The following is a 13,279-nucleotide window of genomic DNA, read 5'->3' on the forward strand; positions in this document are numbered from 1 at the left end:
ACGCTCGATACTCTTGACACCATGACGTCGCACCAGAAGACCCAGACGATGAAGCCATCAACCGCGGCGAAGAAGCTGGGTGTGTATCTCGAGGCCACTCCCGCGGAGTTCCAGGAGGGGGTCGTCTCGCGCGACGAGCTCGCCGCACTGCAGACGGACCCGCCGGAGTGGCTGCTGGAACTGCGCCGGGTAGGCCCGCATCCCCGGCCGGTGGTCGCGGCGAAGCTGGGTGTCTCCATCGCTGGTCTCGCCCGCGGCGGAGTCACGGAGGCCCTCACCACGGAGCAGATCGAGGCACTCAAGAATGACCAGCCCGACTGGCTGCGCAAGGAACGTGCCACCCAGGCCGAGGTCCGCAAGGAAGCGGTGCGTATCAAGGAGAAGAACGCGGCGCGGGGCGATCAGGACCACGGCTCGCGTTCCTGAATCCACCGAGTCAGTCGCGAGGCGCCAGCAGGGTCTGTTCGGTCCAGATGACCTTGCCGTCGCGGGTGTAGCGGGTCCCCCATCGGTCGGCGAACTGGGAAACGAGGAACAGTCCGCGGCCGCCTTCGTCGGTGGTGGCCGCCTGCCGCAGATGGGGCGAGGTGCTGCTGCGGTCGGAGACCTCGCAGATGAGAGCGCGGTCACGGACGAGCCGTACGCCGATGGGTCCGGTGGCATAGCGGATGGCGTTGGTGACCAGTTCGCTGAGGATCAGCTCGGTGGTGAACGACGCTTCCGTGAGGTCCCACTCGGCCAGCTTGCCGGTGACGTCGACCCGTATCCGGGACACTGCTGACGGGTCGGAGGGAACCTCCCATTCGGCCACGTCCGCGGCGTCCAGCCTGCGGGTACGGCCGACGAGCAGCGCGATGTCGTCGCGGGCTCGCTCGGGGACGAGGACGCGCAGGACCGCCTCGCAGGTCTCCTCAGGCGTCCGGTCGGCGAGGTCGGCGAGGGTGCGTCGGAGGAGACCCAGCCCTTCGTCGATGTCGCGGTGCCGGTCCTCGACGAGTCCGTCCGTGTAGAGGACCAGGCGACTGTTCTCCGGGAGCTGTACTTCCGTCGTCTCGAAGGGAAGGCCACCGAGGCCGAGCGGCGGGCCACCCGCCACGTCGGCGAATGCCGCACTGCCGTCCTGATGGACGATCACCGGCTGGAGGTGCCCGGCCCGGGCCATGGTGCAGCGTCCGGACACCGGATCGTAGATCGCGTAGAGACAGGTGGCGCCGGTGACTCCCGCATCGGCGCCGTCGAGTGCCTCCTCCTGGTCGATCCCCGCCACGAGTTCGTCGAGGTGCCACAGGAGTTCATCGGGCGGCAGGTCCAAAGTGGAGAAGTTGTGGACGGCGGTACGCAACCGTCCCATGGTCGCGGCCGCGTGGAGTCCGTGACCCACCACATCGCCCACCACCAGGGCCACCCGGGCGCCGGGCAGCGGGATGATGTCGAACCAGTCACCGCCCACTCCCCCGAGCCCGCCGAGCCCGGCCTGCGCGGGGAGGTACCGGTAGGCCGCGTCGATGGCGTTCTGTTCGGGCAGGCCGCGTGGCAGCAGGCTGCGCTGCAAGGTCACGGCCATGGTGTGCTCGCGGGTGTAGCGGCGTGCGTTGTCGATACTCACCGCGGCGCGGGCGACCAGTTCCTCGGCCAGGGACAGGTCCTCGTCCTCGAAGGGGGCGGGCTGCTGGGAACGCCAGAACATGGCCACTCCCAGCACCACACCGCGGGCACGCAGCGGCACGGCGATCATGGAATGGATTCCGCACTCGAGCAGTTGCCGGGCCCGCACCGGATTCTGCTGTTGCCAGTCGGAGAGAGCACCCAGGTCCGCTTGCAGGACCGCTTCGCCCCTGCGGAGGCCGGCACCCATCGGCGTGATCGGCAAGAAGCGGATCACCGAGCCCAGCGGGTAGAGCCCGGTGTCCTCCCGCGGGCCGCTGAAGGCCATACGGCGCATGGTGCCGCCCGCGCCGGTGGCCGTCGGCTCCTCGCCCCGCAGCACCGCCTCCGCCAGGTCCACGGTGACGAAGTCGGCCAATCGGGTCGCGGCGAAGTCGGCCAGTTCCTCGCAGGTCCGCACCACGTCGAGGGTCGTGCCGATCTCCGCGCCCGCGTCGTACAACAGCTTCAGCCGTCCCCGCGCCACATCGGCCCTGCCGGTGAGTGCCCGCAGGTCGGTGGTGTCGCGCAGCGTCGCCACGCTGCCGGGTGGCCCGCCGTCCTGGTCCGTCGGACGCTGGTTCACGGCAAGCAGGCGGTCCCCTATGGGGTGGACCTCGTCGGTCGCGGCTCTTCCCGAGACCAGCAGCGCGGTGGCGACCGGGTCGAGACCCAGCTCGGTCACCGAGCGTCCTTCGACGTCCGCCGACAGGCCGAGCAGCCGTCGTGCCTCGTCATTGGCGAGCAACAGCCGGCCTTCGCCACCGACAATGAGCACCCCTTCCCGTACAGCGTGCAGGACGGCGTCGTGGTGCTCGTACATCCGGGTCATCTCGGTGGGACCGAGGCCGTGGGTCTGCCGGCGCAGCCGTCTGCTCACCAGCGCCGTGCCGCCCGTGGTGACGAGCAGAATGCCTCCGGCGGAGCCGAACAGGAGGGGAAGCTGCCCCGTCACGACGCCGCTCACGCGTTCGATGGTGATCCCGGCGGACACCATCCCCACGACCTTGCCGTCCCGTCCGAAGACGGGCACCACGGCCTGCACCAGAGGCCCGATGGTCCCGTTGATCGTTTCGGTGCTGACGTGACCGGCGAGCGCGGGCTGCAGGTTGCCGACGAACTTCTTTCCGATCCGGTTGGTCAGCGGGTGCGTATAGCGGATTCCCTGCCGGTTCAGCACGACGACGAAGTCGACGCCGGAGCCCTTGCGGGCGGCTTCGGCCCGTGGCTGCAGCACGGCTGTCGGGTCCGGGCTCGCCAGTGCCTTCTCCATGCCCGGCGCATTCGCGAAGGTCTGGGCCACGGCGACCGACCGGTTGCGGGCCTCCCGTTTGCTGTCGGCCCGGGACTCCAGGACGAGCGCGGTCAGGGCGGCGGCGACGAGCAGCACCACGATCGCCACCTGCAGGAGAAAGACCTGGCCTGCGACAGTTCGCATCCTGAGAACCGAACGCGGGCGGCCGTAGCGTCCGGCCATGACCTCTTTCTACACCCTCGACATACGCCGGGCGAACCGCGCACCGTCAGCCGGGCATCAGGCCCTGGCCCGTGCCCGGCGCGACACCACCGCGCGGACGACATGGCGGCCTTCCGTCGTCAGATCGAGAGCTCGGCGCAGGGCACCGGGCGCTGGATCCGAGAGGAGACCCAGGATTTGTTTCTGGCGCCGGAGTTCCGCTGCGACGAGGGGTACCGTGCCATGAGCGCTGCCCTCACGTGTCGCCGTCACGGACCAGGTGGCATCGCTGGTGCCGGACAGCAGCCGGTGAATCTCCAGCGCGGCAGTGGAACACGCGTCGGCCCAGGCGTACAGCGGGCCGCGGGCGGAGGCGCCTGCCGTGCCCTCCAAGTACGGAAGGAGTTCGGCAGGCGCCTCGTCGAGCATGGTCCGAGCGAGCTCGGCCGCCTCGACCAGGTCCGCGTCGACCGCGGTGCCGGGGCCGGCCGGCGCGGACCGAGCGGAGTCCAGGCCTTCGCCCCAGCCCCTGCCTTCGTTCGCGAGCCCTGTCCACAACGGCCGCAGGACCTCGTCGTCAGCACACAACAAGGGCACACAGCGGTCGAGGCAGGCGAGCCCGCTCACCGCGAGGCCTCGTCCATCGGCCTGCGAGATCACTTCCACCACGCTCATCACGTCTCCGTCTGCACGACCGGGCATGTCCCTTTCAGCGCACGGGGCCGCAGAAACGTCACACCCGCGGCGATCATCACAGCCGGTAAAGCACCTTCTGCAGCGAATCGAGCGCCGATTCCAGTTCCTCCCGGGTCAGAGTCAGCGGCGGGGCCAGCCGGATCGTCGAACCGTGGGTGTCCTTGACCAGAATGCCCTCGGCGAGCAGCCGCTCGCTGATCTCGCGTCCCGTGCCGATCGCCGGGTCCACATCGACGCCTGCCCACAGCCCGCGTGCGCGGAAGGCCAGCACCCCGCGGCCGACCAGCTGGGACAGCCGCTCGGTGAGCACACTGCCCAGTTCCCGGGCACGCTGCTGGAACTCGCCGGTGTTCAGCAGGTCGACGACCGCGGTGCCGACGGCGGCGGCCAGCGGGTTGCCACCGAACGTCGAACCGTGCTCGCCGGGACGCAGGACGCCCATCACGTCCCGGCGCCCGACCACGGCGGACACCGGAACGATGCCGCCGCCGAGTGCCTTGCCGAGCAGGAGCAGGTCGGGGCGCACCCCCTCGTGCTCCACGGCCAGTGTGGCGCCGGTGCGGCCGAGGCCGGACTGGATCTCGTCGGCGATGAACAGGATGCCTCGACGGCTCGCCAGTTCGCGGACACCCGCCAGGTATCCGTCGCTCGGGATGCGGACGCCGGCCTCACCCTGGATGGGCTCCAGCAGGACAGCCGCCGTCGTCTCGTCGACGGCGGCCTCCAGGGCTGCCAGGTCGTCGTAGGGAACGGTGCGAAATCCCGGGGTGAACGGGCCGAAGCCGGTACGCGCGGTCGGGTCGTCGGAGAAGCTGACGATGGTGGTGGTGCGCCCGTGGAAGTTGCCGGAGGCGACGATGACGGTCGCCCGGTCCTCGGCGACGCCCTTCACCTCGTACGCCCATTTGCGAGCGATCTTGACGGCGCTCTCCACGGCTTCGGCTCCGGTGTTCATCGGAAGCGTCATGTCGAGCCCGGTCAGTTGGGCAAGGCCTTCGGCGAATCCGGCGAGGCGGTCGTTGTGGAAGGCTCGTGAGGTCAGGGTGACGTGGTCGAGCTGACTGCGGGCCGCCTCGATGAGGGCGGGATGACGGTGACCGAAGTTGAGTGCCGAGTAGCCGGCCAGCATGTCGAGATAACGACGGCCTTCCACATCCCGCACCCACGCGCCTTCCGCGTGGGCCACGACAACGGGCAGCGGGTGGTAATTGTGCGCGAGGCAGGCATTCTCCGCCTCGATCAGGGCGCCCGAAGAACGGCGGGCGGCCGGAGCCGGTGCGGTCGGAGCCGGTGCGGTCGGGTCCGGTGCGGTCGGGTCCGGTGCGGTCGGGTCCGGTGCGGTCGTGGTCATGCGGTTCGTACCTCCTGGGTGCAGCACTTGGCGCCGCCACCGGCCTTGTGCAGTTCTGACAGGTCTACGGGGACGGGGACGTATCCACGGCCCGACAGCTGGGCGATGAGCCCGGTGGCCCGGGGCGCCACGATGACGTGGCGGCCGTCGGACACGGAGTTGAGCCCGAAGGCGAGTGCGTCCTCCCGGGTGGCGATGATCGCGTCCGGGTAGAGCCCGCGCAGCACCTCGCGGCTGCCTGGCGAGAACGCGTCCGGGTAGTACGCGACGTTCTCGTCGTCCAGGGCGAACAGCGCCGTATCGAGGTGGTAGAAGTACGGATCGACCAGCCGCAGGCTGATCGTCGGGACGCCGAGAAACTCCTGGGCCTCCTGATGCGCGGTGGGAACAGTCCGAAATCCCGTGCCCGCCAGCAGGAATCGGCCGACAGGCACCAGATCGCCCTCGCCCTCGCAGGTGGACTCGGGTTCGTGGACGTCGAATCCGGCGTCCTTGAACCAAGCCTGGAAGGCCGCTGCCTCCGGCTGGCGCTGCGGTGCGTGGAAGCGGGACCCGAGGACGCGTCCGCCCATGACGACGGCACCGTTGGCGGCGAAGACCATGTCGGGCAGATCGACCACCGGATCGACCGTCTCCACGGCGTGGCCGAGGCGGCCGTAGGTGTCGACGAGGACGCGCCACTGGGCCAGGGCTCGCTCCCGGTCGACCTCGACGCCGTCGGCCATCCAGGGGTTGATGGTGTAGCGCACGTCGAAATGACGTGGTTCGCACAGCAGGTAACGGCGCGGGCGCGCGACAGGAATGGACGGCACCAGGGGTTTCCTTCCGCCGAAACAACTCTGAGGATTGGCAGCAATCGTAGAAATCCATGGTGCGGTGCGGCAAGGACCGTCGATTGTGTGAACGCGCAGCTTCGTTGCGTTCTGCCCGCTTTCAGTGACGTTTCTTTTCGTCGACCGGATCAGTCGTCAGATCCGTGGCCAGATGGGCGGGCAGCAGGTGCGTCAGGACCATCACACTGTTGGTCCGGTGGACGAAGGGTTCGGCCCTGATGCGCTCCAGGACCTCTTCGAAGTGCTCCATGTCCGCGGCTCTGATGTGCATCAGGGCATCGGCGCCTCCGGTGACCGTCATCGCCTCCACGACCTCCGGGTAGGTGCGTGCGACTTCGGCCAGCCGGCGCGGCGGTGCGGCGCTTTCGCAGTAGACCTCGACATAGGCCTCGGTGCGCCAGCCCAGCGCGCTGGGGCGCAGCAGCGTCGTGAAGCCCGTGATGACCTCGGTGTCCCGGAGCCGGTCCACCCGCCGCTTCACCGCGGCGGGCGACAGCCCGATGTCCTGTCCGATCTCCACGAAACTCATGCGGGCGTTGGCCACGAGCGCCGCAAGAATCTTGCGGTCGAGGTCGTCAAGGGCCGGCTGATGGGCCATGAGTCGGTGTGCGCCTTTCCGTCGTGCCCGTCGTGGAACCCCGCTCGGTTCCGCGACGGCCGGGCCTGACGGCGGCTCAGTGACGGGTCGATGCGAGAAGCAGGGGCAGCGAGATCGTATCCGCCTCCGCTTGCTGCCCGGCGATGTTCACGTGGATGCCGTCGCCGTTGTCGTACGCCCGGTTGATGCTGTTGGGGTGCACCGGGTCCTTGATGACCTGGTCGAAGTCGATCACCCCCTCGCAGGCACCGCCACAGCTTCCCTGGTTGGAGGCGTACATGCCGACATCCCAGCGGTACTGGTTCATCTGGTCGGTGTACGAGGGCCTCGGGGTACTCGGAACCACGTAGACCTTGATCCCCGCTTCGTGCAGGCGAGTGAAGACCTCGCGATAGCTGTCGATGATCTGGGCCGAGGTGCAGCCGTCCGCCAGGTCGTTGGTTCCGTAGAAGAAGATCACCCCGGTGACACCGTGCAGTGCCAGAACGTCACGGCCGAGTCGCGGAGCGGCTTCCAGGCCCACGACGCCCGCGGGTTCGTTGGGGCATTCTTCCGAGCTGGTGGTGCCGCCGATGCCGGCGTTGGCGACGGCGAACTGCTGATGCGGGGTCAGTTCCCCGGTTACCCGCCGGGCGAGGTCGTCCGTCCACCGCTGGTTGTTGCCGCTGGTGGTGCAGCCGGGGCCGCAGTTGGTGCTGCCGGTACCGTCGACGACCGAGCTGCCGTACGCGACGACGGTTCCGCGCAGCTGTGGGTTGTGCACGTCGACCGCGCTGACCAGGTAGGTCGAGCCGACGGTCCGGGTGAACGCCGTACCGGCGGTGTCCCGGACGTGGTCACCGCTGCCGGCCGGAGTCAGGTAGTTGTCACGGAACGCAGAAATGTGGCGGCCGGGTCTGGCGGTCCCCGGTACGTACAGGCTCACCGCCAGATCGGCCTCCGGTTCGGTGACGACGCGGAGCGGATCGCTCCATGCCTCGCCACCCACCGGTACGGTCACCGAGTGGTCGCCGTGAAAGGTGAGCGTGTGACCGGTACCGCTGCGAACCGCCGGTCCCTTCCCGTCGCTGAGGGCCACGGCGCCCCCGCCGACCTCGAGCGGCTCCGTGCCGAACTGGTTCTGGATACGGATCCGAACGGCGTCCCCACCCTGGCTCAGGTGCGCCAGGGAACGAACCGACTGGTTGTGCAGCGGCGAGGGCGCGGCGTCCTGTTGGGACTCCGCCCACGACGTGTACCAGCCACCGTCGTGGGCTGCCCGTACCGAGGTGGCTCCGGTTGCCTGCACCGCGCCGCCCAGCGACAGCAGGAGCACCGGCACACCCAGCAGCGCGCCGAGCCGCAGCATCCGCCCCGCTCCTCGTCTTGTTCGCTTCATATCCCCGCCCTCATTGACGTGATCCGTGATGCGGACAACGTTGTCAATCCGCCGCCCGGCACCACCTCTCAAGGGACCGTAGGAGACCCGGCGGCTTACGACAAGACCGCCGAACGGGGTGTGGAGCGCCTCGCGAAACTCGTGATGGTCGGGTCAGTGCCCCTCGGGCACGGCCTCGAGGACGAAGACCGGGATCTCGCGGTCGGTCTTCTTCTGATAGTCGGCGTAGTCCGGAAACGCCGCGACCGCGCGCTCCCACCACACGGCCTTCTCTTCTCCGGTCACCTCACGGGCCGTCATGTCCTGGCGCACTGAACCGTCCTGCAGCTCCACCCTGGGGTCCGCCACCACGTTGTGGTACCAGACGGGGTGTTTGGGAGCGCCACCCAGGGATGCGACGACGGCGTACTTCCCGTCGTGCTCCACCCGCATCAGCGGGCTCTTGCGGATTTTCCCGCTCTTCGCGCCGCGAGTGGTGAGGACGATGACGGGCATACCGCGCATCGTTGTCCCGTCGGTGCCGCCGGAGCTCTCGTACAAATCGACCTGGTCGCGAACCCATTGTTCCGGACTCGGCTCGTACTGACCGTCAAGAGGCATGGTTCTACCGTCCCATCTCAGAAGTTGCCCGTGATGTGCGACTGCAGGGGATCACAGCCGATGTCACGAGCTTCGCTCACCGGCCGGGGCCGACGCAACGGGCGACGCGCCGCCGAGCGCGTTTCTGCGTGCGGGCATGTTCAGGCTCACCATCCGGTGCCAGCCCCCCAGGCGTTCGTACCCGTACAGGCCGTGGATACCCGCGGCCAGCACACCGGCCTTGCTCTTCGGCCAGTCGAGCAGTCGGCCCATCTCCCCCATCACCGCGAGAGTGACCTCCCGGTACACCCGGATCTCGGCCAGCGCGCTCTCCCTCAGCACCGTACGGATGGTGCGTGCGTGGCCCCGCGCTGCGAGCCGCAGCAGTTCCTCATGACAGTAGGCGAGGTGGTTGTCCTCGTCCCGGCTGATCATTCTCACCGCCCGGCCGAGCTCGGTCCGCGCTCCGAGACAATTCACCAGAACGTGCATCTGCTCCGCGGCCCGCTGCTCGGTGACCCGACTGTGGGCGAGGTAGACGACGATATCCCGCTCGGACAGCTGCTCACTCCCGTGCAACTTGTGGTGGCTCAGCCCGATTCCCTGCCGTTCCAGCAGCATCGTGTAGTCGGTCTCCGGCGGCACCGTCACCGGATCGAGTCCGCGCTTCCTGAGCAGGGCGTTGAAGATCCTGCCGTGCTTGTCCTCGTCCGCGCCGTGCCGGGCGATCTTCGGTGCGAGATCGCGCATGCTGTCGGGTACCAGGGCGGCGATGCGGCCGTTCTCCCAGCCACCTTGGGACTCCCCGCCGGCCGCGATGGAGCAGAAGAGACGGAAGGAGTGCTCGCCGTCGACGATTTCCTGGAGAATGCTCCGCGCCGAAAGCATCACTGCCACCTCCGTGCACCAAGGCGCCGACAATCCGGTTCTGGGTCTGACGGGAATCAGTCAAATGCCATACCGGCGAACCGGCAATCCATGATCCCGGGCTCGGGCCGGCCGGCGGAGCGTGTGGCGCAGGCGGACGCCGATCGCGCCGGTGGACGCGGTGACGGCAGCCCCTACGCCGAAGGGGTGACCGCGCAGGCGTCCCGGACGGTGGGGCCCGTCACGGGTCACGCCACGGGCGCCGAACCCGGCAGGTCCGGCGCCCGTGATCACCGTCGGGTCACCTCAGACCGCGCACGGACATCGTGTAGATGCCGCGACCGTGGGTGGCCGCGTACAACTTGTTGTCCGGGCCGACCCTGAGCTGGAGCACGGCCACCGCGGGCAGCGAGCCGAGCCGTTCCCACCGGGTGGTGCGGTGTCCGCGGTAGACGACTCCCAGATCGGTGGCGACTGCGAGGCCGCCACCCGGCAGGACCACCGCGGCGTCGGCCGGAATGTCCGGGAAGTTGCCGGAGATGTCCTGCCAGGTGCTGCCACCGTCCTTGGTCTCGAAGACGTGGCCGACCCCTGCGCCGGGGCCCTCGGTCCACTGGCGGGAGAAGCCGTTGACCGTGAGGTAGGCGTGGTCGGCGTTCTCCGGGTCGATGGCGAAGCCGCTGAGGTAGCGGTTGGGCACGGAGCCGTCCACCGGAAGGGCGACCTGGTGCCAGCCGGTGCCGTCCACGTTGCCTACCGCGATGCCGCGGGTGAAGTCCTTGCTGTCGCACGGTCCGCACCAGGCGGCATAGACCTTGCCGCCCGAGGAGGCCACCGCGGTGGCGGTGTGCCCTTTGCCGAGGTCGAAGGCGCTCGACCACTCCGCGCTGCTGCGGATCGCGTAACCATGGGTCTGCACCCACACATGCCGGCCGCCGGCTACCCAGGTCGAACTGTCCTTGCCGTCCGCCGCCATGGGGGCGACGAAGCGCGCCTCGCCGGTCAGGTTGTCCGGCGGGGCCACGGAGTACGAGGTGGCGTTGGCCGGGTCGTCCTCCCACGAGCCGTCGTTGACCGCGCAGTTCTGGGTGACCTGGATCTGCAGGTAGACGTAGGCCTGGGCGATGTTGCAGCCGTTGGCGGGGTCGGTGATCGTGTCGGTGCCGTCACCGCCGAAGTTGGAGCCCATCACCTTGTCGTTGCTGCGCAGCTCCGACTGGCCGTTGTCCTGCAGGCCGCCGGTGACCGAGACGCCACCGTGGTCGAGGTCCTTGCCGATGCCGACCGAGTAGTACTGCAGGGTGTCGATGGTTCCGTCGTTCAACGAGCTCCAGTCGGTGGCGTGGCCGTCGGCGTCCTGGGAGCCCTGCACCGGACGCTTGTACGCTCCACCGTCGTTGCCGACGTATACGTACGCCTTCCCGTGGTAGCGGCCGATCGCGACACCGTGCTGGTCGGAGTGGGTGGTCGGGTTGCAGTCACCCGTCTGCTCGGCGGGGTCGATGTTCCAGCAGGCGAAACCGAAGTTCCAGTACGGACCGACGGTGGACCACCGGGCGCCGCCGTCCTGGCTCTCGTAGACCTCCTCGAGACCCGCGTAGACATGGTCCGCATGACCCGGGTCCACGGCGAGGAACTGGTTGTACCAGGCCTGCACGCCCGGCATGTACCCGGGGTCGGTGAGTGCCGAGCCCGAGGCGGCCAGCTGCCGGTAGTCGGCGGTTTTCGTCCAAGGACCGAACGGGGAGCCGGACTTGGAGACGTAGATGCCCTCCAGCGAGCTGTCCGGGTTGTCCTCCAACTGCTTCGGCGACTGGTCGATGGCGTAGTAGCGCGAACCGTCGGCGGAGGCGGCGAAGGTCACCTCTCCGACCGTGTCCGGGTCCGACGGGAGGTCTCCCAGCCCCGTGGTCAGCCGCTGCCAGCTGCCGTCCTTCTTGGCGTAGAAGCCGTTGTAGTCGTCACCGCTGCGCCAGCCGACTGCGAGCACGACCCGGGAAGGGTCCTTCGGGTCGATGGCGATGTCGTTGGTGATGTTCTTGTATGCGGCGTCCGGATCATGCGCCTTGGCGTGGCCCGGCAGGTAGTCCGGGTTCGGGGCGTACTCCAGCTTCCAGGAACCCGAGAGGCGGCTGGTGGAGTGGGACCAGACGCCTTCGCTGGTGGCCGCCCACACCCGGCCCGCACCGAACCGGAGTTGGTGGATGGTGGTGCTCTCCAGTTCGTCACCGCCGACTCTGCCGCGCTGCGAGAACGTGCCGTGGTGGGGTCCCGACAGCACATAGACGCCACTGCCGAGATAGGAGTCCGCGTTGGTGGTGGCCTCACCGGTGCCCAGCCACAGCCGGCCCGCCCCGTCCAGCGCCAGCGCTCCGGTGGACTGGGTCGGCAGCTTGTCGCTGATGGGCGCCCAGTGGCCGCCACCGGTGCGGGACCGCCAGACACCGCCCCCCGCGCTGCCAGCGTACACATAGCCGTCGTTGTCGGCGGCCATCGCGGCCATCCGGCCGGTGACTCTGCCGGAGCCGCCACTCGAGTTGGAGTCGAAGTCCCGGTAGCGGGGGTCGTCGGAGTCGTACGGCAGATCGGTGATGTTCTTCCAGCTGCTGCCGGTACGGCGCAGGCCGTTCAAGCTGCTCCAGGCAGCTCCGAAGGCGCCGGGCGATACCACCCCCGGCGCGGTGCGGGCTTCGGCGAACTGGTCCGCGCCCTCGGCGATCTCGTCGGATTCGTTACCGTCGTCGTCACCTGCCACCTGGGCGGCGAAGTTGCCGTGGGACGCCGTACGTTGATGTGCGAGGCGGTCCATGGCGCGGGGGCCGAAGGGGCTCGGTTTGCCGCCGGACGCCGCGCCTGCGGGTACGGCGACGAGTGCGGCGGATGCTGTGATGGCGCAGATCGTGAACCATCGTCTCTTACGGGCGGATGATGCCACCGTGTTCCCTCCCGATGCGGGCTCTGTGTCAGCCGATCGGGATAGACCTGATCACGGTCGCGCGAGCAAGTGTGCCTCGGTGTACGAGATTTGGCCAAATGTTTGTCAGGCCCCTGCCATGGCGTCGCCGCCGCGCCCTCGCTGGGAGTTCCCGACGGGAAGCCCGCTCGAAGAAACCGGCGCCGGAGGCGGCACATGATCACCAGAAGCGCCGGCAGGCCGCGGGGCCACCGCACCGACCGATCCGTGGGACGCCGAATGCACCCTTTTGACCGGCATTGTCCATAATTCCGGTGATATCGTCGAGGCCATGGTTGACCGTACACACCGTGTCGTGATCGAAGGTTCGCGCATCACCACTCCCCGGCTGGCTTTGCGGCCCTGGGCGACGCGTGACGCCGAAGCGGCGCTGGCGATCTACGGCGCGGGGGAGGTCTCCCGGTGGCTGGCCCCGGCACTGGAGCCGGTGTCCGATGTTGCGGCGATGCAGCGACTGGTGGACCGGTGGGTCGCCGAAGCCGGCACTCTGGAGCCGCCTCAGGGTCGCTGGGCGGTCGAGCTACGGGAAACAGGCCAACTGGTGGGTGGGGTCAGCCTGCTGCCCCTGCCGCCCGACGACGGCGATCTCGAGATCGGCTGGCAGCTGGCCCCGAACGTCTGGGGCCGGGGCCTGGCCGCCGAGGCGGGGCACGCCGTCGCGCATCAGGCCTTCGAGTCCCCCTCCGGCATCGAGGAGCTCTTCGCCGTGCTGCGGCCGCGCAACAACCGGGGAGCCGCCACAGCCCGGCGGGTGGGGATGGAATGGGTCGGGGAGACCGACAAGTACTACGGACTGCGGCTGCAGGTCTACCGTCTGCGAAAGGGAGACCTCGACGACCACGGGCCCACCACGACGCTCCGGGCGCATTGACCGGCCCGGTGTCACTCGGACGACGGTGTCAC

Annotated in this window: 11 protein-coding genes; 2 read left to right on the forward strand and 9 right to left on the reverse strand. The window is 68.9% G+C overall.

What is annotated here, in order from left to right; all coding sequences use genetic code 11:
- Positions 1–21 precede the first annotated feature (21 nt).
- On the forward strand, positions 22–426 hold the full coding sequence (locus AB0436_RS11480) for a DUF5997 family protein (protein WP_366467570.1): 405 nt from the start codon (positions 22–24) through the stop codon (positions 424–426).
- 10 nt (positions 427–436) lie between these two features.
- Here the strand turns inward: AB0436_RS11480 and AB0436_RS11485 are convergent, their stop codons facing one another.
- The 9 genes from AB0436_RS11485 to AB0436_RS11525 all read right to left on the reverse strand — a co-directional run bounded on the left by AB0436_RS11485 (position 437) and on the right by AB0436_RS11525 (position 12,337).
- The gene (locus AB0436_RS11485; RefSeq protein WP_366467572.1) at positions 437–3,121 is read right to left on the reverse strand and encodes a SpoIIE family protein phosphatase; all 2,685 of its coding nucleotides are present in this window, start codon (positions 3,119–3,121) and stop codon (positions 437–439) included.
- Between the two features lie 57 nt (positions 3,122–3,178).
- Positions 3,179–3,775, reverse strand: a complete 597-nt coding sequence (locus AB0436_RS11490) for a hypothetical protein (protein ID WP_366467573.1) — start codon at positions 3,773–3,775, stop codon at positions 3,179–3,181.
- 76 nt (positions 3,776–3,851) lie between these two features.
- On the reverse strand, positions 3,852–5,147 hold the full coding sequence (gene rocD, locus AB0436_RS11495; RefSeq protein WP_366467574.1) for an ornithine--oxo-acid transaminase: 1,296 nt from the start codon (positions 5,145–5,147) through the stop codon (positions 3,852–3,854).
- A complete protein-coding gene (gene ddaH / locus AB0436_RS11500; RefSeq protein ID WP_366467576.1) occupies positions 5,144–5,959 on the reverse strand; it encodes a dimethylargininase in 816 nt (271 codons plus the stop codon). Before ddaH ends, rocD begins: the two co-directional genes overlap by 4 nt.
- A gap of 121 nt (positions 5,960–6,080) precedes the next feature.
- On the reverse strand, positions 6,081–6,578 hold the full coding sequence (locus AB0436_RS11505) for an Lrp/AsnC family transcriptional regulator (RefSeq protein WP_366467577.1): 498 nt from the start codon (positions 6,576–6,578) through the stop codon (positions 6,081–6,083).
- Positions 6,579–6,654: 76 nt separating this feature from the next.
- Complete coding sequence (locus tag AB0436_RS11510) at positions 6,655–7,956, reverse strand: GDSL-type esterase/lipase family protein (protein WP_366467578.1); 1,302 nt, start codon at positions 7,954–7,956, stop codon at positions 6,655–6,657.
- Positions 7,957–8,109: 153 nt separating this feature from the next.
- Positions 8,110–8,556 carry a nitroreductase family deazaflavin-dependent oxidoreductase gene (locus AB0436_RS11515; protein ID WP_366467579.1) on the reverse strand — a complete coding sequence of 149 codons (447 nt, stop codon included), beginning with the start codon at positions 8,554–8,556 and terminating at the stop codon, positions 8,110–8,112.
- Positions 8,557–8,619: 63 nt separating this feature from the next.
- The gene (locus tag AB0436_RS11520; protein WP_366467580.1) at positions 8,620–9,423 is read right to left on the reverse strand and encodes a ferritin-like domain-containing protein; all 804 of its coding nucleotides are present in this window, start codon (positions 9,421–9,423) and stop codon (positions 8,620–8,622) included.
- 280 nt (positions 9,424–9,703) lie between these two features.
- Complete coding sequence (locus AB0436_RS11525) at positions 9,704–12,337, reverse strand: glycosyl hydrolase (RefSeq protein WP_366467581.1); 2,634 nt, start codon at positions 12,335–12,337, stop codon at positions 9,704–9,706.
- 310 nt (positions 12,338–12,647) lie between these two features.
- On the opposite strand from AB0436_RS11525, the gene AB0436_RS11530 reads away from it, so the two are divergent.
- Positions 12,648–13,247: a GNAT family N-acetyltransferase gene (locus AB0436_RS11530; RefSeq protein ID WP_366467582.1), complete on the forward strand. Its 600-nt coding sequence runs from the start codon at positions 12,648–12,650 to the stop codon at positions 13,245–13,247.
- Positions 13,248–13,279 lie beyond the last annotated feature (32 nt).

Source organism: Streptomyces sp. NPDC051322, from assembly GCF_040689485.1.
Taxonomy (GTDB): domain Bacteria; phylum Actinomycetota; class Actinomycetes; order Streptomycetales; family Streptomycetaceae; genus Streptomyces.

Coding starts and splice junctions, on each gene's coding strand:
- AB0436_RS11480 (WP_366467570.1), top strand. CDS start 22: ATGACGTCGCACCAGAAGACCCAGACGATGAAGCCATCAACCGCGGCG.
- AB0436_RS11485 (WP_366467572.1), bottom strand. CDS start 3,121: ATGGCCGGACGCTACGGCCGCCCGCGTTCGGTTCTCAGGATGCGAACT.
- AB0436_RS11490 (WP_366467573.1), bottom strand. CDS start 3,775: ATGAGCGTGGTGGAAGTGATCTCGCAGGCCGATGGACGAGGCCTCGCG.
- rocD (WP_366467574.1), bottom strand. CDS start 5,147: ATGACCACGACCGCACCGGACCCGACCGCACCGGACCCGACCGCACCG.
- AB0436_RS11505 (WP_366467577.1), bottom strand. CDS start 6,578: ATGGCCCATCAGCCGGCCCTTGACGACCTCGACCGCAAGATTCTTGCG.
- AB0436_RS11510 (WP_366467578.1), bottom strand. CDS start 7,956: ATGAAGCGAACAAGACGAGGAGCGGGGCGGATGCTGCGGCTCGGCGCG.
- AB0436_RS11515 (WP_366467579.1), bottom strand. CDS start 8,556: ATGCCTCTTGACGGTCAGTACGAGCCGAGTCCGGAACAATGGGTTCGC.
- AB0436_RS11520 (WP_366467580.1), bottom strand. CDS start 9,423: ATGCTTTCGGCGCGGAGCATTCTCCAGGAAATCGTCGACGGCGAGCAC.
- AB0436_RS11530 (WP_366467582.1), top strand. CDS start 12,648: ATGGTTGACCGTACACACCGTGTCGTGATCGAAGGTTCGCGCATCACC.